The following is a 21,792-nucleotide window of genomic DNA, read 5'->3' on the forward strand; positions in this document are numbered from 1 at the left end:
CTTAAACCGGCCTCAAGCGATCGAAGGGAAAGTAGCTCCACTGCGACATGATGTCGTGCTTTCCCCATCCTTCGAAGCAATCCTTCCGACGGGCTTCTAGTACGAAGGGGTAACAGAGAAGGATATAGGGTGCTTCTGTGTAAATGAGGCGCGACGCCTGATCGACCAATTCCTGCGTCTTCTTAAGATCAGCGGTGACGTCGACCTCCGATAGCAGCGCATCGAAATTTTCATTCTTCCAGTAGGCAATGTTGCCTGAGCCAATGAGGTTGATGCTACCCAGTCTAAGCAGGCTGTGGGGCGAGGGCGACGCCCAATCTGCAACAATGGCCAGATCCCAGCGTCCGCCGCTGTTCGTGGGGACTGCCGTGCGGGCTCCGAGCGCGCCGGAGTCGAGCTGGGTAACCGATACGGGAATGCCGATTTGTCCCAACCAGCCCGCGACCAGCTGTACGGCGGCGATTGGTATCTCGAGAGTACCAGAGACGGTTCCGGTAATTAGCTCAAGCTGGAAGCGATTTCCTTCCTTGTCCTCCCGCACGCCGTCACCGTTCGTGTCCCGGTATCCTGCGGCATCGAGCCGACGGCCCGCTTCAGCAAGATCGAAGTGGCGCCTGATGTCGGCCAGCTCTGAATAGTAATCGAGCGCTACTGGCATGGCCAATCCCACGCCCGGATCGGCATGCCCGCGGAAGGCGCGGTCGACGATGGTCTTCTGGTCGATCGCGTAGCCGATCGCATCGCGAAACGCCGGATCTTGCAGCGCCTTTGTGCTACCCGCGCCGTCTCCGGAGAGAGTGTTGAAAGCCAAAAAGTTTCGCTGCTCAACGCGCGATTCTCCGACCACGATGTCGGGATCCTTCGAGAGGTCGGCCCACTGGGCGGCCGTCAGGCTGACGCCATAGTCAAGGCTGCCGCTCTTCAGACCTTGAGCGATGGGATCGGCTGTATCGAAGATGTGAAAGATCAAGCCAGCCAGTCCCGGTTGCCCCGTACGAAAGTACGGGTTCGGTGTTAACCGAGCAAACTGGCCCTGCTGGAATTCCGCAACAATCATCGGACCCGTGCCCACCAGCGGCGGCTTGTTTTGAAAGGTGCCGCGCGCATCGGCGTAGGAGACATCCTTCCAGATGTGCTCAGGGACCATCATTATATAATTGTCGATTGGCCAGCGGGTTGGAGCCCTAGTCACAATTTGGAAAGTCTCGTCATCGACCGCCTTGATGGACTCGACGTTCTCCAAACCGTTGGTATTATTCCAGCCAACGTTCAATTCGTCGGGTTTGCCTATGGATCCGCGCAAATAGTTATAAGTAAACGCCGCATCTCTGGCCGTAGCAGGCTGGCCGTCCGACCACTTCATGCCGGGCCAGATCTTGAAGGTCCAAGTGAGATTGTCGTCAGCAACTGACCACTCCTTGGCAAATCCCTTCCGATCGGGATGGCGCTGGGCGTCCACGCCGACCAGAAAGTCATATGTGAAGACCGTCGGCCAGAACGCGCCCCACGTGGCAAATGGGTTCATTGTGTCCGGTGCAACTATTCCCGCAAAGCGCACGATGTGATCGTCGCACGACGAGGCGGCAAACGCCGTTGAACGCATAATCCAAGTCGCGGCTGATCCAGCCAGGATTGCCTTCATCGCGGCGCGGCGACTAAGAGTACACTTATCCATTCTTTCCTCCTCTTGCAGGTTTGATGAAATACGAATGGCACAATTCCCTGTCCGGCGGCGCAATGCTTTCCAATGTCTTCATCGGGAGACACACACCCAGGTTCCGACGGCGCACGGCCGGCTTGCAATGCCGGATGCTTCCGTCTCTATGACAGGACAGTGAAAGCTTATAGATTATAAGATATAAGATGCAAGCGATTTTGATGATGGGAACGCCGGCGTGGTGATCAGCCCTTCATAAACCCCGTACTGAACCGTCCGTCCACCAAGCCCAGTTATGCGAACCAAGCCTGGGGTGCCATCGGTACGGATGTCTCGAAGTCGATTTCGTGAGTGGCGACGAGTCTGGCGCCCTCTGTCTGCTCAATCGTCTCCACGGTATCCCATGTTGACATGAATGCATCTGGACTCCAGGCAATCGCCGGGACAGAGCGCGTCCTCATCTTGGAAACCAGATAGGTGGCGTCGCCCAGTAGGAACACTGGTTGCGAGCGAAGCCGCACCAGCAGCGACTGATGACCTCTGGTGTGCCCCGGTGTAGGGATGATCCGCAGCAGTCCATCACCGAAGATATCGCACTCGCCGTCGAGTTCGATCCATTGAATAGGGTGATTGAAGTCCTTCTCGACAAAGATCTCCCGCTGATAGCGTGGCGGGTGCCTGGCGAAGGCGAGTTCCTCCCGCTGAACGTAGACCTTCGCGCGGGTCAGCCATTCCAGACCGCCGGCGTGGTCGAAGTGCAGGTGCGACTGAACCACATGGGAGATGTCGGTGGGTATCATGCCGAGAGTTGCCAGCCTCGGCACCAGCCAATCATCTTCGGTCATCACCACCTGGAAAGAGTCGGCAGAGGCGCCCAGCCGAGAATGCGGGTCGGTGCGCAGATCGGGATGGGGACCACTGTCGAACAGAACGTTGCCGTCTGGGTGGGTGGCCACGTAAATGAAATACGGGTTGAACACCTTGGTGCCAACGCGCGCGTCGAACGGGTCGAAGATCGCCCAGTCGGTCATGTCACCGCCGCAATAGAGCGGATAGACCCTCATCTCGCCAACATCCTTGTAAGCGAACCCATTCATGACACGCTCCCTTGAACGTGACGGCAAGCGCCTGACCGGCCAGCGGTCTCATCAAGCGCAGCCCGAACGCCGTCAACCAGGGCGTCGATCTCTTTAGGGGCGATGACGTAGGGCGGGCAGATTGCCAGCACGTCGCCCATGTTGCGGATCATGACTCCGTGCTCGCGGCACCGCCGCTCGACATCGGTGCCAATTCGCAGCTGCGGCGCAAAGGCGCGACGGGTGGCGCGATCCTCGACGATCTGGATCCCCGCTATAAAACCGCGGCCGCGGACCTCGCCGACCAGTGTATGGTCGTTGAGCGCGTCCGCGAGCGCTGCATGCAGATAATCGCCGAGACGGCGCGCCTGGCTCACGAGATCGATCTCGCGGTAGATCCTGATCGCCTCGGCGGCGACGGCGGCTGTCACCGGATGGCCGGAATAGGTGAAACCGTGGCCGAACACGCCGACCTTGTGGGCCTCATCGGCGACGCACTGGTAGACCTTGTCGGAGATAATGACGCCGCCAATGGGCAGATGACCGGATGAAAGCCCCTTGGCGACCGACAGCATGTCCGGTTCCATGCCAAAAGTCTGGCTACCGAACCAGTTTCCGGTGCGTCCGAAGCCGCAGACCACTTCGTCGGACAGCATGAGGATGTCGTATTTGCGCAGCACCGCCTGAACCTTTGGAAAATAACCCTCCGGCGGTACCAGCACGCCGCCGGCGCCCATGATCGGCTCGGCGATCATCGCGGCGATGGTCTCTGGCCCCTCACAAAGGATCAGGGCCTCAAGTTCCCGGGCCAGGCGCGTGGCGTAGTCATGCTCCGCCTCGCCCGGCAGACCATCGAGATAATGGAATGGTCGCGCCGCGAATATGACGGGAAGCGGCGGCAGGTTGAAGGACTTGTGCATGTGCGGCAGGCCACTCAGCGCCGCGCCCATGATTGTACTGCCGTGGAAGGCGCCAAACCTACTGATGATCTTGCGTTTCTCCGGACGCCCCCGCGCCGCCTGGTAATACCAGGCGAGCTTGATCATCGTATCATTGGCTTCCGAACCGGAGCCGACCAGAAAGACGCGCGCGTGGTCGAACGGCGCCAACGCGGTAAGCTGCTCGACGAGTTCGACGGTGGGCTCGTTCGAGCGGTGGTTGAAGGTGTGGTAGACGGCGAGCTTGCGCATCTGGCGGTCAGCAGCGACAGCCAGCCGGCTGTCGCTGAAGCCAAGCGAGGCGCACCAGAGTCCGCCCATGCCCTCGATGTAGCGGTTGCCCGCGTCATCCGTGACGGTCGCGCCTTCGCCGGCCACGATCGTCAACGGACCATGATCCTCATGCAGGCGTGGATCGGTTTGGGAATGAAAGTGCCTGGCCATGTCCAGCACGCGCGATTCGTTGTTCATCAAAATTCTCCTTGCGACCAGATAGGCGGTTGCTTCGGCGAGGAATATCTTATAACTTATAAGTTGTCGAGAAAAAATGATCCCGAGAGTGACGCCCAATGGCCAACCCGCCCACTCCTTCAAACAACGCCCTGCCGCCCGACGCGGAGCGGATCGCCCTGTTGCGCGACAGGGCAGAGTTCGTACGGCTCGAGACGCTGCGCCTCATCCAGATCGCCAAGGTTGGGCATTATTCGTCAGTGTTTTCCTGTGCGGAAATATTCGCCACGCTCTACTACGATGCGATGCGGCTCAGGCGCGGCGAGCCGCAATGGCCGGACCGCGACCGCTTCCTTATGGGCAAGGGACACGCGGCAGTCGGCCTTTACCCTTTGCTGGTCGACTGGGGCTTCTTCTCCAAGGACGTCCTCGATGGCTACACCCGGCTCGGTAATCCGCTCGGGGATCATCCCGACATGCGCAAAGTGCCCGGCGTCGACTTCAGCTCCGGATCGATCGGCCATGCCTTGTCTGGCGGTCTCGGCATGGTGCTCGGCGCCCGTGCCACCGACCGGCGCTTCGATGTCTATGTCCTTCTTGGCGACGGCGAGATGCAGGAGGGCCAGGTCTGGGAAGCGGCGCTGTCTGCCGCCCACCATAAGGCCGGCAATCTGATCGCCATCGTCGATCGTAACGGATACCAGCTCGACGGGCAGGTCGACGACATCATCGGCATCGAACCGTTGGCCGACAAATGGGCGGCGTTCGGCTGGCGGGTTCACGAGGTCGATGGGCACGACGTCGTCGCTCTCGCGACGTTGCTGCGACAGTTGAAGGCCGAGGCAGATCGCACCCGGCCCGTCTGCATCATTGCCAAGACCTCCAAAGGCAAGGGCGTTGGTTACATGGAAACCGAACCCGGCTGGCATCTGGGCTATCTCGCGCCATCGGACGAGGCCCTGGCCGCCGAAGAGATCAAGCGTGGAGGCAAAACACAATGAACGGCCCGATCGATACCAACTCGTGGCAGTACCGCCAGATCAACGCGCGCGCGCCTGGCCTGAGTTACCTGGCCAATGCGCTCATTGATCTGGTCGAAGAGGGTTATCCGGTCGTGGCCGGTACGGCAGACCTGCAATATTCCAACGGGCTGGTGCGGTTCGCGCAGCGCTTTCCCGAACGCTTCACGCAATTTGGCATTTCCGAACAGAACATGGTTTCGGCTGCTGCCGGCATGGCCAGCACAGGCGCCATGCCGTTCGTCGCTACATTCGCTTCTTTCCTGGCGCTGCTGTGCTGCGAACAGATCAGAACCGACGTCGCCTATTCGGCTCTGCCGGTGCGGCTGATCGGTCATCATGCCGGTATTTCACTCGGCTTCTACGGCACCTCCCACCATGCGACGGAGGATCTTGCCATCATGCGAAGCATCGCCGACCTCACCGTCGTCGCGCCGGCCGACGGCCCGCAACTGGCGGCCGCCGTCAAGGCGTCTGTCAATCATGCTCAGCCAATCTACTTCCGCATTGGCCGCGGCCAGGAACCGGTGGTCTATGAAGACGACGTTGACTTCCAGTTCGGCAAGGCGATCGTTCACGGCGAAGGATCGGACCTGACCATCATCGCCTGTGGCTCGATGGTCCATCCCTCAAGGGAGGCTTACCGCGCGCTGCGCGCGGCGGGCAAATCCGTCGGGCTGATCGACATGCATACGATCAAGCCGCTGGATACCAAGGCAGTGCTTTCGGCCGCGGCTCACTCCCGCTTCATTCTGACGATCGAGGAACACAATATCCTCGGCGGTCTGGGCGGCGCGGTGGCGGAAATCCTGGCGGAGGCGGGCAGCCCGGCACGGCTGATACGCCATGGCATCCGTGACGAATACAGCCTCATCGCGCCGCCGACGCATCTCTATAAGCACTACCGTTTGGATGCGGCGGGAATCGAGGCCACCGTCCTCGAAGCGCTCGGTTGAGCCGACGGACTATCACAGCCAAGCACGGATTTTCAGATGATCGATCAGGCCACGTCACTCATCGAGCGCGCCAGCGCAGTGATGACCTGCGGACTGCTGAGGCCGAGCCGCAGGCTCGGCGCGCCGCATGTTTTCGCATTGCGGCTTCGGCCATCGTGTTTGGCCATTGTGATGCGGCGGTGCGGGAACGCATCGCGGCGGTCTCCGAGGACATCGATCTCGTCGGCGCGGGAACAATGCGGCCGGAGATCGAGGTGTCGGAGGCGCCAGCCGACGCATCCGGTATGCGGATCTCGTCGTCTTCTCCAACTCGGGATCGGAGGCGACCAATCACGTCCTGCGCCTTGCCCGTGCCGCCACCGGTCGCAAGCGGCTCATCAAGTTTCAAGGCGGCTATCATGGCTGGCACGACTACGTCGCCGTACAGTGGCACGCGCAGGCGATCGGCAAGTACGATCCTATCAGCGCCGGCATCCTCGAGGACGCCGCTCGTCACACCGTTGTGCTGCCTTACTATGGGCCCGAGGTCGTCGAGATTATCTCAATGCGAATCCGGCGAGGTTGCGGCGATCATCAATCGAGCCAATCGCGCATAATATGGGATCGTGATCGCATCGGTGACGGACCCGGCAGCGCCGGGTTCGTTTTCACGTCAGCCTGGACGCCTGCCATGAATTCCTACCGCAACTCCGATCCGCGGCCGCCGATCATGCAGGGGTCGCCGCCCGGACTGGCGCTTCCCAGGCTTGACTGGGACAGGGGTCCCTCGAACCGCTGGGCGTTCCAGCACGTCCGCGAATTCCTGCCGACCGCCGAAATCTGGCGCGGCCAAGGCCATCGCCGCCGCCTCGAACTGGCCGAGGTCGATCTCGACGCACTGCCGGTGGAGGACAGCACCGGTGCGGCAACGACACTCGCCGGACTGCTCGACGAGACCTATACGGACGGCTTCCTCGTGCTCAAGGACGGCAAGATGGCCTATGAGCGCTACTTCAACGGCCTGACCGACCGCACGCTGCACTTGTCGCAGTCGATGGCGAAGTCGGTCACCGGCTCAGTGTTCGGCATATTGATCGGGCGCGGCCTGATCAATCCGGCCTTGCCGGTGACGACCTACCTGCCGGAACTGAGCGAAACCGGATGGGCCGACGCCAGCGTGCAGCATGTGCTCGACATGACGAGCGGCGTGCGCTTTTCCGAGGAATACACCAACCCCTATTCCGACATTGGCCAGGTCGATGTCGCCACCGGCTGGAAGCCGGCGCCGCCGGGCAGCGATCCGGCTTTCCGGTGGCCGTCGCATATGTTCGAGCTGATCCTGGGGCTCAAGGAGCAAAGCCGGCCGCATGGCGCCGCGTTCGAATACCGCTCGATCGAGACCGACGTGCTCGCCTTCATCATGGAACGGGTGAGCGGCAAACGGCTGGCGCAACTGGTTTCCGAAGAACTCTGGCAAAAGCTTGGCGCCGACGAAAGCGCCTGCTTCACCGTCGACAGTGCCGGATATGCGGTGGCCGACGGCGGCTTCAACGCCACGCTGCGCGACTATGGCCGCTTCGGCCAACTGATCCTCGACAATGGCGGTGGCGTGGTGCCGGCCGACTGGATCGAGGCGACCCGCAACGGCAGGCACGGCCCCGATTTCAATCCCAGCCTGCCGGAAGGCAGCTACCGCAACCAGTTCTGGATCGAGGATCCGCGTTCGCGCGCACTGATGTGCCGGGGCGTGTTCGGGCAGCTGATCCATATCGACTGGAACACGAGAATGGTCGTGGTGAAGCTTTCGACGTATCCGGATTTCACCAACATCGCCTATTCGGTGGCGACGCTGAAGGCTGTCCACGCCATCGCTGCTGCCTTGGCCTGAGCAGCAATCAAAGACAACGCGGGCGTTCGATCCGGAAGCGCCTGTCATCAGCTACATACCGGAAACCAAGGGCTCGGCCTACGGCGACGCGAGCGTGCTCGACATGAGCGTCAGCCTCGACTTCGAGGAGCCCTATCTCGATCCCGAAAGCGCCTTTGCTCGCTATCGCCGCGCCACGCTGTGGAATCCGGGCGGCGGCACGGAAAGCCTGCGGGAATTCATCCTGACGCTGCAGCGTTTGGCCGAGCCGCATGGCCAGACATTCCGCTGCCGTCCGCCCAATTCCGACCAGCTCGGCATGCTGCTCGAGCGCGCCTCCGGCGAGCGTCTAGCCCGATCTTCTGCGCGAGAAATTGTGGTTGCCGCTCGGTGCGGCGAGCGAAGTCTCTGTCACTGTCGACATGGAAGGTACGGCGCGCTCGGGGGCGGCATTTCGGTGATGCCGCGCGACTTGGCGCGCGTCGGCGAAATGATGCGGCAGGGCGGCATGGCCAACGGCCGGCGCGTCGTGCCTGACGCCTGGGTGCTCGACACGGTTGTTACCGGCGGCAGCTACGAGGCCTAGCAGCGCGGCACGATGGCGTTGGCGCGCCATGCGCGCGAGTACGGACCGGGGGCTGGACATGAATGTCTCGTGCGTCTGGTTCAGGGCACGGTGTGCAAGATCCTCGGCCAAGAGGAAATCAAGCCGCACAAGGTGCGCTACAACCTGGAACGCCGCGACGCCGACTTCGAGCAGAGGATGGCGCAGGTCTTGTGTGTCTACCGCGAGGTCCAGATCCTGAAAAAGGCCGCCGCCAAGTCGAAGAAATCGGGCAAGCCGGTGGCGATCGTCTCCTACGATGAGAAGCCGGGGATCCAAGCCATCGCAACGACGGCGTCGGATTTGCCGCCCGTGCCTGGCGCCTACGCCACCTTCGCGCGCTCATGAGTACAAGCGCCATGGCACGCTAACTTTTGGCGGGGATCGATCTGCTCACCGGGAAGGTCCACGCCTTGGTTAAGGAGCGTCATCGCCGCCGCGAGTTCATCGAATTCCTCAAACTTCTCGACGCAGCTTATCCGGCCAATACGGCGATCAAGCTGATCCTCGACAATCATTCGGCACATCTCCCAAGAGACCAAAACCTAGCTCGCCGCCCAACCGGCCGGCCGCTTCGAGTTTACCTTCACGCCACGGAAACGCTCAACTAGGGTTGGCTCGCTCTGGCTAATCTATTTCCTCAGCGGTCCCTACCGAGACTACCAGGATCTGCTGCGCAACGAAGATGCCCTTCGAACTCGCATTCCGCAGGGAGATGGTAGCGAACCAGCTGATCGGTCAGCCGCTCCCGCTCAAGCGTCTCTACCTTTCCGGACATGACCGAGCGACGGCCGAGAAGTCGCTGGATGTCATCGAGACGATCCTGCGCAAGCTCTCCGCTGGGAGAACCGCCCGCTCCTAGCCATATCTCGCAACCGGACTTATAGGATATAAGAGCTTCTCGTACCCTTATCCGTCGCCGATTCGGTGCGGCCCAACATTGCAGCGGTGATCCATGAACACAATGCAGCCAATCGAGCAAGGGAGTCTGTCGGCGAGAACCTATATCTCGCTGCGCGAGGCGCTGATCGCGGGCAATTTCCGGCCGGGCGAAAGGCTCTTAATGCAGAATCTGGCGCAACGGCTGGGCACCAGCGTCACGCCTGTGCGGGAGGCCTGTTTCCGGCTCGTCAGCGAGCAGGCGTTGGAGCTGCGTTCGGGGCGGTTCGTCACCGTTCCAGAACTGACCCGGTCGCGTTACTGGCAGGTCAGGCTCATTCGTATCGCGCTCGAGGGACTAGCGGCCGAACTTGCCGTCGAGCATGTCTCGGACGCGGACATTGAAAAGCTTGTCGACATTCATCGGGATTTCGTGGCCGGCGAAACGTCCGGCGATGCCGAACGCGCCCGCCGCGCCAATCGCGAATTTCACTTCGGCGTCTACCGCCTTTCCAAGATGGACATGCTGATCGCGCAGATCGAAAGTCTGTGGGTATCGATGGGCCCGATTCTCAATGTGTATTATCAGCAGGCCGAGAACGACTACATCGGCGCGGACGAGCATGAGACGCTGATCGAAGCGTTCCGAGCCCGTAACAAGAAGGGGGCGCGGAAGGCGATTGAACGCGACATCGTGCGCGGCGGAATGAACCTGTTGCGGTATTTCGACGAGCAACACGCGACCGCCAAGCGGTCGTGACCGAAGGTCTCAGGGTGCCCCGAGCCGAATGCAAGGCCTGGGGTATCATCGCGGAGGTTCCTGTGCATTGCAGCGCTGTGTAGTGATGTGCAATCCGAAAGTTCGGGAAGGAGACTTGACCACGGAGCCCAAGGCCCTTCGGACGCCGGGAGCCCTTTGCTGTCCTTTTGCGTGTTCCGCCGTCTCAGACCGTGAGGCTCACGTTGTAATCGGTCAGGAAATCCTGGAGGGCTAGGATACGCTCTACCCCCCTTAGGTTGTCGGTCGCATCGAGCGCGCGGGACCTGTCGACGGACAGCAGCGGCGCCACTGCCGCATTGCGGTCATTCAGCAGCTCGGTGAACCGCGTGCGCAGTATTCTGTCATAGGTTGGATCCTGGATAGCCGGATACGCGCTCTTGACCCGCCGCACGACCGACTGCGGCAGCAGGTCCGCGGTGGCGGCCCGCAGCAGACTCTTCTCGCGCCCGTCGAAAGTCTTGTGGGCCCATGGGGTGCCGAACACGTACTCAACGAGGCGATGGTCGCAGAATGGGACCCGCACCTCGAGACCCAAGGCCATGCTCATCCGGTCCTTGCGGTCGAGCAGCGTCGGCAGGTTACGCGTTAGAAAGAGGTAGCAGACCTCGCGCATGCGACGCTCGTGCGGATCGGCCGAGGCGCGGGCCGGTCAGGGCGGGTACTTCCGCAAGTGCCTTGCGGTACTGCTCGTCGAGGTAGCCGGGGAGGTCGAGTTTCTCGACCAGTTCGGGGTCTAGGGACCGCCGTACGATATCGTCACTGTCTTCGATCCAGGGAAACGTGTCGGCCTGAACTTGCGCTGGATCGTGGAACGACGAGTAGCCGCCGAAAAGCTCGTCGGCGGACTCCCCAGACAAGGCCACCGTCGAGTGTTTTCGGACAGCCCGGAACAGCAGGTAAAGCGAGCTATCTTCGTTGCCTAACGTCAAAGGCAGGTCGCGGGCGTGGAGGGTGGCGGCCTGCACGTTCGGGTTCATGAGCTCGTGCGCGGACAACGTGATGTCGGTGTGGTCGGTACCAACGTATTTCGCGACCTCCTGCACGTACGGCCCGTCGGGTGTGGGGCGGTCCGGGCCGGGGGTAAAGTTGTCGGTGTAGCCGACGAAGTCGACGGCGAAGGACCGGATCCGTTCGTCGCTGAAGCGCGCGGCCAGTGCGGTCATGGCCGAGGAATCAAGCCCGCCCGACAAGAGTGTGCACAGCGGGACGTCGGTGATGAGCTGCCGCTGCATCGTGTCCTCGAGCAAGTCGCGGACGCGCCGAACGGTGGTAGGCACGTCGTCGCTGTGCCCGCTTTCGGTGAGACGCCAGTAGCTCGTCTCCTTGATGCCGTCGCGGGTCACGCGCACGATGTGGCCGGGCCGTACCTCACGCATCCCGCGGAACACGGTGCGGTCGGGGTCGGGGATGGAGCATAACGTGCGACGAAGCCCGTCGGCGTCCATGGCCCGCTCGGCGAGACTATTGGCGAGGATCGCCTTTGGCTCCGAGCCGAATAACACTCCGTGCTCGGTAGGGTAGTAGTAAAGCGGCTTGATGCCCAGCCGGTCGCGTATGAGAAGCAGTTCGCGCTTGGCGGTGTCCCACAGTGCGTAGGCGAACATCCCGTTGAGTTCGCTCACTGCGGTGCGAGGGTCGCGGTAGCCCCATTCGCCGTGGGCGCGCAGCACCACCTCGGTGTCACTGCTCGTGTCAAACCGATGGCCTAGGGCGACAAGCCGTTGACGCAGCTCGCGGTAGTTGTAAGTCTCGCCCGTGTAGACGAGCACCAACGCGGGTCGGCCGTCCTCCTGGAGCGTCATCGGCTGGCGACCGCCCTGGACATCGATGATCGCCAGGCGACGGTGTCCCAGCGCCGCAGGCCCGTCGATCCAAGTCCCCTCGTCGTCCGGACCACGATTGGCCATGGTGGCCGTCATGTCGGCAAGTTCCCTTCGCGCGTCGGGACTTCCTAGGTCACGATCGAAATCAATCCATCCACAGATGCCGCACATATTTTGACTCCTTGCCTTGGGTAACTGTCGCGCATCCGGGACACCGCACCCGTAAATACGCAATATCCTTGTGCCGCCTCATCGGCTCAACTCGAGTAGCTCGATCGATCGTGACCGTGCGTTTCGCGCCGCGAGGGCGGAACACTTGCGCGTCAGGATGTCGGGTGTTCGAATATTGGTTTGGCCCAGATAAGCGCGGAATGTCGTAATTGAAGTCCCGCAGATGGCCCCAAGCGCCGAGCATGGCGCTTTGCAGCAGGTAAGCGGAGCGTGGGCCGTTGGAGGCGCGGTCGCGGTGGGGACAGGCGGAGGGCCTAATACTCTCGATAGTCGACGCCCGCTGGCCTTCTCTGTGGCGACATCAGATCGCCTCGGAATCCAGAGGATAGGCACCGGTCTCATCATGCACCTCGCTGCCGGCCAACGGAGGGTTGAAGACGCAGACTAGGATCAATTCGGTCTCGGCGCACAGCAGGTGAGCATCATGCTTGTCGAGCGCGTAAATGATTCCCGGTCGCACGACATGGACCTCCTCTGCCTGCAAATCCTCGATAGAGCCCATTCCAGAGATGCAGTAGACCGCCTCGAGGTGGTTCCGATAGTGCATCTTGAGCCGGGCGCCCGAAATGGATCGTGGTTATGGAAGGAGAAGCCCATCCCATCGTTCTTGAGGAGCAACCGCACGCTTTCCCAGCTCGACGTTTCGACACGTCGGGCTGTCAGTTTCTCCTCATTGAAATCCCTGACGATCATGATTTACCTCTCAAGCTGCCGTATTCACTGCGCTGCAGATCACGCTAGCGATAGCGTCCTCGAGGATGTCGAGGCCTTGGCTAAGCTGATCCTCTCCAATGACAAGAGGTGGCAGACACTTCACGACCTCGTCTTTGGGACCAGCGGTCGCGACAATGAGGCCCATCTGGAAAGCGTTGCTGATGACCTGCCCGGCAACCTCGCCGGACTTCAGATCTATGCCACGCATCATGCCACGACCCTTGGCTGACGCTCGGCTTGGGTCATATTTCTGCGCGATCTGCTCAAGGCGGCTTTTCAGCAGATTGCCTTTCTGGCTGACGGACGCTGCCAAGCTGTCCGTTCGCCAGAAGTGCTCCAGGGCTGCCCGGGCGGTGACGAAAGCATGGCAATTGCCGCGGAACGTTCCGTTGTGCTCTCCAGGCTCCCACTTGTCGAGTTGTCGATCAATAAGGACCAGGGCCATAGGCAGGCCATAGCCCGATATCGATTTGGCAATTGTGACGATGTCCGGACGGAGCCCCTCTGCTTCGAAGCTGAAGAACCCATCGGTCCGGCCAACACCCGCCTGAATGTCATCGACGATCAGCAGAGCTCCGTGCCTTCGCGCAATGGCTGCTACCTTGCGCAGCCACTCCGTGCCGGCGACATTGAGGCCGCCTTCGCCCTGAACAGTCTCGACAATCACCGCCGCCGGCGCGTCTACGCCGCTGGAGGGGTCCGAGAGCAGGCGATCAAGGTAATCGGCGGTGTCTACAGCGGATCCAAGATAGCCGTCATAGGGTAGTCGCGTGACGCCGCTGAGCAGCTGGCCGGCAGCAGCACGGTGATATCGGTTGCCGGTGCAGGATAGAGCGCCGAGGCTCGCGCCATGAAAGCCGTTGGTGAAGGCTATGATGTTGGGCCGACCAGTGATCTTGCGTGATAGCTTGAGAGCAGCCTCGACCGCGTTGGCGCCGGTTGGACCGGGAAACTGCACGACGTAGTCTAATTGTCGCGGCCTAAGGATCGTCTCGTGGAATTCTCGCAGAAAAGATTCCTTGGCTTCGTTATACAGATCGAGGCCATGGGTGATGCCGTCACCCTCAATGTAGTCTGCGAGCGCGGACTTCAGCTCGGGGGGATTGTGCCCATAGTTTAAACTCGAGCAGCCCATGAGAAAGTCGAGATAGGCCGTCCCATCTCGCGCAAATAGCTCAGCCCCTCGCGCCCTCGCGAAAACTACGGGAAAGCTGCGGGCGTAGCTGCGCACTTCGGACTCAAAATAGTTGAAGATAGCAAATTCGTCCCCGCCATTTGGTGCACTTCGGTCAGTCATCGTTGCCTCCTTATTTGCGTATTGGCTTGGCAGGTCGGCGGATATGCTGCAAATGGGGTTTCGTGGTCGAACGAGGGAGCTTGCCGGATTGACGCATTCCTGAGCCACATCTGCGACGAGCAACTTGGACGAACACCTGTGCCGCCTCGCGTCGCGTTTCACGAAGAGGATTCTCAAAAGTCATGCCAATTGCCCCTGGGGAGCCTTAGTTTTTCCGAGTTTAATTCAATGACTTGACCCGGTGTGTAGCAGGCATCAGGCCGAAACCAATGTGTCGTGGATTCGACAAACGACAGTAGGTGTCGGTTGCCCGGCGTTTTCCAGGAATGGCGACGGGGTTTAACAACGGGACTGGGAGCGGATCATATGGCGATCGGAGCTGACGACGGAGAATGCTACAGGCTGGAAGTTGGACTGATATAAGTGCGTCAAATGGATACTTTAGCATGGCGTTCCTAAGACTCGACGCAATCGACCTCAAAATCCTCGACGCGATCCAGCGCGACGGACGCATCACCAAGCTGGCGCTGGCCGGCAAGGTCGGTCTGTCGCCGACGCCGTGTTGGATGCGGCTGCGCAAGCTGGAAAAGGCCGGCATCGTTTCGGGCTATCACGCCAGCATCGCCATGCGTTTGATCGCGCCTGTCGCCACCGTGCTGATGGAGGTGACGCTGGCCAGCCACCGCCAGGCCGATTTCGATCGCTTTGAACGCGTCATCCGCGACATCCCGGAGGTGGTTGCCTGCTGGTCGGTGGGCGGCGGCGTCGACTATGTTCTGAAGGTGATGGCGCGCGACATCGACGCCTATCAGCGGCTGGTCGACGCCTTGCTCGATCGCGAGATCGGCATCGACCGTTACTTCACCTACGTTGTCACCAAGACGGTGAAGGACGAGAGCGCCTTGCCGGTAGCCGACCTGCTGCCGCTGCAATCCTAACAAGGCCACAGAGATATCCTCTTCCCGCGGTGCACAATAGAGAGACTCTCTCCACGGGCAGGCATCCAAACAGCCTCTCTGCCTGCCCATGTCGAATAGTCTTCCTGTATCAGTCCGACCCGGGAGGCCTCAAACATGTCCGCGCACTTTGCCCGCACGATCCGCCATGACGCACTCGACCGCCTCGCCGACCGTCGGCTGCTGCGCGAGCTTGCCTATGTTGGAGCGGGTCGCCAACGACCAGTCTCTGCCGGAAGTGGCCCGCGAGCTATTCGCTATGCATGGTGAGGAATATCGCGAACTACTTGCCGAGATCAAAACCGTCGACGAAAAACTAATGGCCTTGCATCGTGCTGATGAATGCAGCAAACGCCTGGCTGAGATTCCCGGTGTGGGCCCGATAGGTGCATCGCTTCTGATGATGAAGACCCCGGACCCGAGGATGTTCAAATCCGGGCGTGATTTTGCCGCCTGGATCGGTGTGACGCCCAGAGATCATTCGACTGCCGGAAAAGTCAGGCTTGGTGTGATCACCCGCGCTGGCGATGAAATGTTGCGAAGCGTGCTCGTGGTGGGTGCCACTGCTCTTCTTAAGCAGATTCGGATAAGTCGAAGTAAGCACGTCTCCCGATGGCTCATTGAGCTCCTCCACCGCAAGAAGCCGAAGCTGGTTGCGGTGGCGCTGGCCAACAAAATCGCTCGGATCGCCTGGAAACTGATGACCAGCGGAGAAGCATACCGAAGCCCCCAAGACACCCCGCAGGCCACAAACCTTGCGGCATAAGAGATTGGCCATCACGGTGAGCAGAGAATGAATGCTACCGAGTTGCGCTGATGCTGTGAACTTGCAAGAGAAAGGCAGATGGTGCGATCGATCGATCCAAGACGCGTGAGACTCCGTTGCATCAAATGGCCATTTAAGGTCGTCATCTTGTTTGGAACTCGCGTCGCGGAAACCATCTTGGCCAGTGGTCATGTGCGACCGCATTCAGAGGCCGTACATATGGAAGCAAGCGATCCGATCCAAATACCTGCAGAAATGACTTGCAAGCGCGAGCCGTCCACATATGGATGCATGGCCCAGCGGCGCTTCGTCGACGCACTCAAAGCGAGAAAGAAGGGTGGCGGGCCGCCGGAACAGGCACTCCGGTTCTTCGAACAGCTCTACGGGTTGTAAAGGCAGGCGCGGAACGAAATCCCCGATGACGGCGAAGCGCGAGATCACTGCATTCGCCGCTTCCGCCAGCAACATAGTGTACCTCCTCCATGCTCTCAAGGCATGGCTCGACGAGATCGCTCCAAAGGTCTTGCCTGACAGCAAGCTTGGCGATGCCGTGTCCTATACCCTAAACCAGTGGGAACACTGACACGCTACGCCGGGGACGGCAGCATGCCGATCGACAACAATCTTCTCGAGCGCGACATCAGGATTTTTGCAACTGGCAGGAAGAGTTGGTTGTTCAGCGATACCGTCGACGGAGCCAAGGCCAGCGCCGTCATCTACAGCCTGATGTTGACCTGCCGCGCCTGTGGCGTCGAGCCGTTAGCGTCGTTGCGCCACGCACTCACCGAATTGCCTCAACGCAACGAGGACGCTGACATCTACGATCTGCTGCCCTTCAACTTCGCCAAAGCAACAGCAGCCTGATCAGACCAGATACCGTTCCCAATTCGAAGGCCATCCGTCAAAAACGCCGGCGTCAACGTGCGGGGAAAATAGCGCTTACTCCGCTAGGCTTCGTAAGCCTTTTGAAGATTCTCGAAAAAAGCGAGCAGTCAGCTGACGCATTCAAGGCGGCTGGATAAACTTCTATGAGCTCACTCAGAAACATTTCGATGTAATTGTTGCCCGTGGCGGTCTGGCGGGGATTTCCATTTCCCTTGGGCTGAGACTGCGTGGCCTTGATGCGCTCGTGCTTGATGGCTGCGATGACGACATCGTGCCGCACGGGGTAATTTCGGCCTCATTTAAGTCCAGACCAAGGGCCGCCACACTTTCCAACCGTATGCGCAGCTTTGGGCGAACTGGCGCCCCCTGAACATCGGAACCCCAGAAATTCATCGAGACGGTCCGTGCCAAACGCCGGTAACCAGAACGTTGCAACAGATCCTTCAACTAAGTTTACAGAACCTTTGCAACTGCAAATCGCTGACGATGGTATCTATCGCAAGTCTGAGTTCAGGCGCGAATAAAAAGCCGACGCGTCTTTGCCCTCAGACCGCCGCAAAGCACGCAACGGAGGGTAAACGCCAATGGCAAGAAGAGCACTCATCCTGGTTGAAGGCGGTCCATGGGGCTGTGGTCTGCTATACGTCCAAGCGGCCCAGCGTCTTTGCCTCTCCCATTATGTCGGCCCAATAAAGGGGGCCTTCTGTAGATTCTTTGACGAGCACTCTCGGCGAGGACTGCCATTTGCGCTGTGTTGGCCAAGGCACCCGTATGTGCTTTCCGCCAACAGATAGGCCGTGCTTCGGCTAACTCACCGACGTTATGGCACAATCCGCGGCAGCGCTTTCAACCTCCGTCGCATTCACTGCCACGCGATAAGCAGGCATTGGAACGCCGGCCCCCGCAAGGAGTTCACGTTGGGTGAATTTATCGCAGCATCGTTCAATGGATGCGGGGTTCGGTCCCGGCAGATTGAAATGCCGGCAGAGCTTGCCGACTGTCGCATAGACCTCCTCTTCCTGGCTCGTGATGCCAGCAATGCCATAGGCCTCACGTAGTTGGGAACATTCGCGGATCAGCGCATCGAGATCATCTGTATCGACACGGATTGTCTCAGTCCTTTCCGACGCAAAATTGTCGTACTGGGTGGACGCTGGATCAGCCGACAGGATAATCGGACGACCTTTGAAAATATTAAGCTGAAGTCAATGTAGTACAAGGCAAATATGATGACAGATCACAGTAGTTCTACGCCGCCGACAAATGATATTAATTCATACTTCGGAGAAGACTACTTATATTTTGGAGACGTTGTCCATCGCCCGGAAATAAGTGACAGACAAGCAGAAGCGATCTGGGACTTTCTTTCTCTTAAGCAGGGCGGCCCGGTTCTTGAGCTTGGATGCGGTTATGGGCGGATTGCCAACCGGTTGGCGGAAAAAGGCGCACAGGTGACCGGAGTGGATATCTCACCCACCTTGCTAAAAAAAGCCGAAGCGGACGCTGATGAGCGCAGACTAAATGTTGAGTATGTTCTGGGCGACATGCGCTCACTTCCCTGGCGAGATCGATTCGATGCGGCTTTTCTGTGGTACACAACGTTTGGCTATTTCAATGACGAGGACAATGAGAGAGTTCTGAGTGAGGCCGCTTCTTCGCTTCGAAAGGGCGGGCGTCTGCTAATCGATCACCCCAATCGGCTCGATCTTCTGGATCATAAATCGCCCGTCTGCCACGTTGCGCGGCGTGACGACGATATGAGAATCGATCTATTTACTTATGATGTTCTAAGTGATCGTTCAAACCTCGAAAGGATTGTCGTCCGCGATGGATGCGTTAGAAGAGCGCACCTTTCTTTCAGGCAGTATGGGGTTTCGGAATATACTCGGATGTTGAAAAGAGCCGGGTTCGAGACCATTGAAGCTTATGGGCAGGAAGCCGAAGCGTTTACGTCCGCCAGTTCGCGCCTCGTGGTTGTTGCAAACAAATAATCCAACGATCTGGAGGCTTTTGTGGCTTTTTTGGCTCGGCAAACCATAAGTTCCGAGTGTTTGCGATAGACAAGCAACTCGGTCAGTGCTCCCGGATCGGACTTCACTTTCCCTTGGAAGACAGACCTTCAATCATTATCGATGACGCAAACGCTGGTCTCTCGCCGACATATTGCTTCACTGCGGCCTCCTCGATCTCAATGGTCGGCGGCTTTTGCCGTCCGCCGAGTCTTCGTTCAAAGGAGCGACGGTAACAATTACGTCATCGTGTGCAAAATTAGACGCCGATCTGGGGATCTTCCGCATATTTGGTGCAGGGGCGGCGTTCCCGTGGTTGCCCCGTTTGTTTCTACGGTCGCTAGGCGGCTGCCAGTTCCTCAGCAGCGGATACCCGGAGCGCCCATACATCTGGCGCTTGATGGTCTTGGGACGGTTGATCTGTCCCTCGACGGGACTGGTGCTCCAGGGCTGGATGAGTGCGCAGCCGCGATGTCACGGCCGATGCCTGCTGCAAGGGAAGCCAGTTCGCTGTCCGTGGCGTCCTCGATCCGTTGCTCGAGGCCGGCATCATCGTCGCCGCGTGTCAGTGCAGCGAAACGTCGAGCCAGGTCACCCGCCTTCAAGAGCTCCGGCGCGCAGTCATAGAGATGGCCCAAGAATTGCTCGGTTTGCTCATCGAGCAAAGTCGGGTCTTCGCTCAGCAGCCATGCACAGTTTCGGCCCGACGGCGGCCGTCATCGCGCATTTGGCGGAGCGGTCGATGAGCACTGCTGGCGGGCGGCGGTCCACCTGTAGACGGTCGCCTTGCCTGCAAAGCCGCGGCGCTTGATTTCGCTCCACAGGTTGCAACGCGTTGCGTTGGCCTTCCTGCCAGCGTCCTTCGAGATACTCCTGGAAGGATCCATGAGAACCGAGCGCGCGGCCGGCCGCCGGTGCTCGGGCTCCCCGCCCGCTGCAAGCCAGCGCTCGACCGTTCTCACGCTCATGCCGGTTCGGGGCGCGATCTGTCGCGGCGACAGCATAGAGTTCACTGCGCTGGTTGCGGCGCGACCGGCATGCGGGCATCGTATTCGGCCTGGAAGTCTCGCGACTAGCTCGCAAGTAGCAGGTGGGATAAAGTCGAGGTGTTGCCGCACGCCGGATTTGAGCTCTTGTATTGCGGCGATTGTTGCAGCGGCATCTGGGAACAGAACGCGTTTGTGATGGGCGTTTTGGTGGATACTGATCACGCCATTGCGGATTCGATGCCGGATCCAGGAGCGAGAAACGTCCGCTGCCATCGCTAGTTCAGACACCGTTAGCCACCCGGGAATGTTGTGAGAGCGGGCTGGTGTAGACTGCCTCAATACGCGATGGCGTTGTCGGACGATCTGGACTGTGCGCACAGGAACGTAGCTGCGGCGCGGTGAGCGGAAGCCTTCCTTAGTCAGTTTGGTCGCTATCGCCGCGTCGTCGAGTCCTTGATGAGCCAGTTCGAGCAGCCGGACCTCCATCTCGGCGCCGCGAGACAGGGCGCTCAAGGCATGAACTCTCGGCTCCACCGCGTGTCAGGTTTCGTCGGTATTCCGCGTGATTGTCGCTCAGCGTGGTCTGGATCCGCTCGTAACGCTCCCAATCGAGATAAGCAGGATAACGTCTTTAACTACGATTTTCCACTCTGCCATTGGCCGGCGTCGCGAGATGATCTTACCACTTGCATATCTGGTGTGACAGGACTGGGTGCGGCCATAGACGAACGCGCCGGCATAGGCCGGGTTCTTCAACATCCCGGCAAGCATGCTTGCAGTTGGGACGCGCCAGACAACGTCGCCAAATCGATTTCGCCGCGGTATGGGTGAGCGCACGATCCCGCAAGGAACGGATGACTTTTCCGACGGTGCCCAACTCCCAAAATGCAGAGAATATCAGGGCAATCCGGTCCTGCACTTCCTGGTTTGAATCCTTCATCACGACACCATTGGCGTCCCGCTCCAACCCGGCTGGTAACAGCAATGCCAGCTCGCCCCGCTCAGCCTTGCTGAGCAAACCGGCTGTCAGGCGGCCACGAAGCGTGTGCAATTCCACTTCCGAGATCGTACCCTTCAAGCCAAGCAACAGGCGCCCGTTGGCCGAGCCCGGGTCGTAAATTCCGTCGCGGTCGCCGATGAGGCATTGCCGATAGCCGCATAAATCGAGGAGTGGGTACCAATCGGAACAATTGCGGGCAAGCCGTGTCACTTCATACGAAAGAACGATGCCAACTTCACCCAATGTGACGCGTCCAAGGAGATCTTTGAAGCCGGCGCGGTGAGCCGCCGCAGCTCCACTCTGGCCAAGGTCCGCGTCGATCACTTCGATATTGGTGTCGGCCCAGCCGAGTCTCCCGCACGCTGATGCAATGCATATTGCAGCCGCAGGCTTTCCTGGTTGTTGACCATCTGGTGTGGTGTCGATTGCCGGATGTAAATCACGGCTTTTCGGCACAAATGCTGGGTCGTTATCAGATCCGACATCATGGCTCGCCCCTCCAGAGAACCATGCGATTCCGATAGGGGTGATTCGGTTTCTGACGTCAGGCAATCATGCTCAGGTATATCGACGGAACTTTGCTGCGCCTTCGCCTTTGCAGAGCAGACAAGGCGAATAAAATCGCGAACGCTCGTAGTTGAAAGCTTGGCTGACATCTGGTGCCGATGGATACAGATGGTGGCCGAGATCGGAATCTTCAGGAGAACATCATCGCGGTAAAAGACAAGAAGCTGCCGATAGAGGTCGGCGCCGCTCGGTCTGCCCGCTAAAATGAAATCGCGTCCATAAAGAGGATGCCTGGGATCAGTAACTGTTATTCGTTGATCATCCCCAAATCTAATTGGGGCAGCAAAATGTCTTCAACGATCGGCTGCTAAGCGAGGCGGAATTGCATGTGCTAAAATCGAGACTTCAG

18 protein-coding genes and 5 pseudogenes are annotated in these 21,792 nt (G+C 59.7%); 11 read left to right on the forward strand and 12 right to left on the reverse strand.

Features of this window, described 5'->3' with window-relative positions:
• Position 1: 1 nt before the first annotated feature.
• The 3 genes from NKI31_RS26750 to NKI31_RS26760 all read right to left on the reverse strand — a co-directional run bounded on the left by NKI31_RS26750 (position 2) and on the right by NKI31_RS26760 (position 4,142).
• Positions 2-1,675, reverse strand: coding sequence for an ABC transporter substrate-binding protein (locus NKI31_RS26750; protein WP_352652977.1), 1,674 nt, complete (start codon positions 1,673-1,675; stop codon positions 2-4).
• Between the two features lie 275 nt (positions 1,676-1,950).
• Positions 1,951-2,754 (reverse strand): N-acyl homoserine lactonase family protein, encoded by an 804-nt coding sequence (locus NKI31_RS26755; protein ID WP_352652978.1) that lies wholly within the window; start codon positions 2,752-2,754, stop codon positions 1,951-1,953.
• The gene (locus tag NKI31_RS26760; protein WP_502899203.1) at positions 2,751-4,142 is read right to left on the reverse strand and encodes an aminotransferase; all 1,392 of its coding nucleotides are present in this window, start codon (positions 4,140-4,142) and stop codon (positions 2,751-2,753) included. Before NKI31_RS26760 ends, NKI31_RS26755 begins: the two co-directional genes overlap by 4 nt.
• Positions 4,143-4,303: 161 nt before the next feature.
• Between NKI31_RS26760 and NKI31_RS26765 the strand changes: the two genes are divergently transcribed.
• From NKI31_RS26765 to NKI31_RS26785, 5 genes and pseudogenes are all read left to right on the forward strand, one after another.
• Positions 4,304-5,122 carry a transketolase gene (locus NKI31_RS26765; protein ID WP_352652980.1) on the forward strand — a complete coding sequence of 273 codons (819 nt, stop codon included), beginning with the start codon at positions 4,304-4,306 and terminating at the stop codon, positions 5,120-5,122.
• Positions 5,119-6,096, forward strand: coding sequence for a transketolase family protein (locus NKI31_RS26770; protein ID WP_352652981.1), 978 nt, complete (start codon positions 5,119-5,121; stop codon positions 6,094-6,096). Before NKI31_RS26765 ends, NKI31_RS26770 begins: the two co-directional genes overlap by 4 nt.
• Before the next feature lie 670 nt (positions 6,097-6,766).
• Positions 6,767-7,963, forward strand: coding sequence for a serine hydrolase domain-containing protein (locus NKI31_RS26775; RefSeq protein WP_352652982.1), 1,197 nt, complete (start codon positions 6,767-6,769; stop codon positions 7,961-7,963).
• Positions 7,964-7,988: 25 nt separating this feature from the next.
• Positions 7,989-8,525: pseudogene (locus tag NKI31_RS26780) on the forward strand (serine hydrolase); the annotation flags it as partial.
• 15 nt (positions 8,526-8,540) lie between these two features.
• The gene (locus tag NKI31_RS26785) at positions 8,541-8,894 is read left to right on the forward strand and encodes a hypothetical protein (protein ID WP_352652983.1); all 354 of its coding nucleotides are present in this window, start codon (positions 8,541-8,543) and stop codon (positions 8,892-8,894) included.
• Here NKI31_RS26785 and NKI31_RS26790 read toward each other — a convergent pair.
• Positions 8,870-9,064, reverse strand: a complete 195-nt coding sequence (locus tag NKI31_RS26790) for a hypothetical protein (RefSeq protein WP_352652984.1) — start codon at positions 9,062-9,064, stop codon at positions 8,870-8,872. The genes NKI31_RS26785 and NKI31_RS26790 overlap by 25 nt on opposite strands.
• Before the next feature lie 167 nt (positions 9,065-9,231).
• Here NKI31_RS26790 and NKI31_RS26795 point away from each other — a divergent pair, with 167 nt between their 5' ends.
• Both NKI31_RS26795 and NKI31_RS26800 read left to right on the forward strand, forming a co-directional pair.
• Positions 9,232-9,408, forward strand: a complete 177-nt coding sequence (locus NKI31_RS26795; protein ID WP_352652985.1) for a hypothetical protein — start codon at positions 9,232-9,234, stop codon at positions 9,406-9,408.
• Positions 9,409-9,501: 93 nt separating this feature from the next.
• Positions 9,502-10,185, forward strand: coding sequence for a GntR family transcriptional regulator (locus NKI31_RS26800; RefSeq protein WP_352652986.1), 684 nt, complete (start codon positions 9,502-9,504; stop codon positions 10,183-10,185).
• A gap of 184 nt (positions 10,186-10,369) precedes the next feature.
• Here the strand turns inward: NKI31_RS26800 and NKI31_RS26805 are convergent, their stop codons facing one another.
• The 5 genes and pseudogenes from NKI31_RS26805 to ectB form a co-directional block, all read right to left on the reverse strand.
• Entirely contained in the window at positions 10,370-10,819 is a 450-nt protein-coding gene (locus tag NKI31_RS26805) for an asparagine synthase-related protein (protein WP_352652987.1), read from the reverse strand.
• Positions 10,785-12,200 (reverse strand): asparagine synthase (glutamine-hydrolyzing), encoded by a 1,416-nt coding sequence (gene asnB, locus NKI31_RS26810; protein WP_352652988.1) that lies wholly within the window; start codon positions 12,198-12,200, stop codon positions 10,785-10,787. Before asnB ends, NKI31_RS26805 begins: the two co-directional genes overlap by 35 nt.
• Positions 12,201-12,561: 361 nt before the next feature.
• Complete coding sequence (locus NKI31_RS26815) at positions 12,562-12,807, reverse strand: ectoine synthase (RefSeq protein ID WP_352652989.1); 246 nt, start codon at positions 12,805-12,807, stop codon at positions 12,562-12,564.
• Positions 12,808-12,890: 83 nt separating this feature from the next.
• Positions 12,891-12,953, reverse strand: a pseudogene (locus NKI31_RS26820) (ectoine synthase); the annotation flags it as partial.
• A 10-nt stretch (positions 12,954-12,963) separates the two neighbouring features.
• A complete protein-coding gene (ectB, locus tag NKI31_RS26825) occupies positions 12,964-14,271 on the reverse strand; it encodes a diaminobutyrate--2-oxoglutarate transaminase (protein ID WP_352652990.1) in 1,308 nt (435 codons plus the stop codon).
• Positions 14,272-14,717: 446 nt separating this feature from the next.
• Here ectB and NKI31_RS26830 point away from each other — a divergent pair, with 446 nt between their 5' ends.
• The 3 genes and pseudogenes from NKI31_RS26830 to NKI31_RS26840 all read left to right on the forward strand — a co-directional run.
• Positions 14,718-15,209: an Lrp/AsnC family transcriptional regulator gene (locus tag NKI31_RS26830; RefSeq protein ID WP_352652991.1), complete on the forward strand. Its 492-nt coding sequence runs from the start codon at positions 14,718-14,720 to the stop codon at positions 15,207-15,209.
• A gap of 217 nt (positions 15,210-15,426) precedes the next feature.
• Positions 15,427-15,993: pseudogene (locus tag NKI31_RS26835) on the forward strand (IS110 family RNA-guided transposase); the annotation flags it as partial.
• Positions 15,994-16,259: 266 nt separating this feature from the next.
• Positions 16,260-16,857 (forward strand): annotated as a pseudogene (locus tag NKI31_RS26840) (IS66 family transposase); the annotation flags it as partial.
• Between the two features lie 692 nt (positions 16,858-17,549).
• Here NKI31_RS26840 and NKI31_RS26845 read toward each other — a convergent pair.
• Positions 17,550-18,071 (reverse strand): annotated as a pseudogene (locus NKI31_RS26845) (ATP-grasp domain-containing protein); the annotation flags it as partial.
• A 36-nt stretch (positions 18,072-18,107) separates the two neighbouring features.
• Between NKI31_RS26845 and NKI31_RS26850 the strand changes: the two are divergent.
• Entirely contained in the window at positions 18,108-18,869 is a 762-nt protein-coding gene (locus NKI31_RS26850) for a class I SAM-dependent methyltransferase (RefSeq protein WP_352652992.1), read from the forward strand.
• 1,580 nt (positions 18,870-20,449) lie between these two features.
• Here the strand turns inward: NKI31_RS26850 and NKI31_RS26855 are convergent.
• Both NKI31_RS26855 and NKI31_RS26860 read right to left on the reverse strand, forming a co-directional pair.
• On the reverse strand, positions 20,450-20,647 hold the full coding sequence (locus tag NKI31_RS26855; protein WP_352652993.1) for a recombinase family protein: 198 nt from the start codon (positions 20,645-20,647) through the stop codon (positions 20,450-20,452).
• Positions 20,556-21,428, reverse strand: a complete 873-nt coding sequence (locus NKI31_RS26860) for a recombinase family protein (RefSeq protein WP_352652995.1) — start codon at positions 21,426-21,428, stop codon at positions 20,556-20,558. The genes NKI31_RS26855 and NKI31_RS26860 overlap by 92 nt, the downstream gene beginning before the upstream one ends.
• Positions 21,429-21,792 lie beyond the last annotated feature (364 nt).

The organism is Mesorhizobium sp. M0659, assembly GCF_040320605.1.
Classification (GTDB): domain Bacteria; phylum Pseudomonadota; class Alphaproteobacteria; order Rhizobiales; family Rhizobiaceae; genus Mesorhizobium.

Coding starts and splice junctions, on each gene's coding strand:
- asnB (WP_352652988.1), bottom strand. CDS start 12,200: ATGTGCGGCATCTGTGGATGGATTGATTTCGATCGTGACCTAGGAAGT.
- NKI31_RS26850 (WP_352652992.1), top strand. CDS start 18,108: ATGACAGATCACAGTAGTTCTACGCCGCCGACAAATGATATTAATTCA.
- ectB (WP_352652990.1), bottom strand. CDS start 14,271: ATGACTGACCGAAGTGCACCAAATGGCGGGGACGAATTTGCTATCTTC.
- NKI31_RS26805 (WP_352652987.1), bottom strand. CDS start 10,819: ATGCGCGAGGTCTGCTACCTCTTTCTAACGCGTAACCTGCCGACGCTG.
- NKI31_RS26750 (WP_352652977.1), bottom strand. CDS start 1,675: ATGGATAAGTGTACTCTTAGTCGCCGCGCCGCGATGAAGGCAATCCTG.
- NKI31_RS26855 (WP_352652993.1), bottom strand. CDS start 20,647: ATGCTTGCCGGGATGTTGAAGAACCCGGCCTATGCCGGCGCGTTCGTC.
- NKI31_RS26790 (WP_352652984.1), bottom strand. CDS start 9,064: ATGATTGTCGAGGATCAGCTTGATCGCCGTATTGGCCGGATAAGCTGC.
- NKI31_RS26830 (WP_352652991.1), top strand. CDS start 14,718: ATGGCGTTCCTAAGACTCGACGCAATCGACCTCAAAATCCTCGACGCG.
- NKI31_RS26815 (WP_352652989.1), bottom strand. CDS start 12,807: ATGCACTATCGGAACCACCTCGAGGCGGTCTACTGCATCTCTGGAATG.
- NKI31_RS26755 (WP_352652978.1), bottom strand. CDS start 2,754: ATGAATGGGTTCGCTTACAAGGATGTTGGCGAGATGAGGGTCTATCCG.
- NKI31_RS26760 (WP_502899203.1), bottom strand. CDS start 4,142: ATGAACAACGAATCGCGCGTGCTGGACATGGCCAGGCACTTTCATTCC.
- NKI31_RS26775 (WP_352652982.1), top strand. CDS start 6,767: ATGAATTCCTACCGCAACTCCGATCCGCGGCCGCCGATCATGCAGGGG.
- NKI31_RS26770 (WP_352652981.1), top strand. CDS start 5,119: ATGAACGGCCCGATCGATACCAACTCGTGGCAGTACCGCCAGATCAAC.
- NKI31_RS26795 (WP_352652985.1), top strand. CDS start 9,232: ATGCCCTTCGAACTCGCATTCCGCAGGGAGATGGTAGCGAACCAGCTG.
- NKI31_RS26800 (WP_352652986.1), top strand. CDS start 9,502: ATGAACACAATGCAGCCAATCGAGCAAGGGAGTCTGTCGGCGAGAACC.
- NKI31_RS26785 (WP_352652983.1), top strand. CDS start 8,541: ATGGCGTTGGCGCGCCATGCGCGCGAGTACGGACCGGGGGCTGGACAT.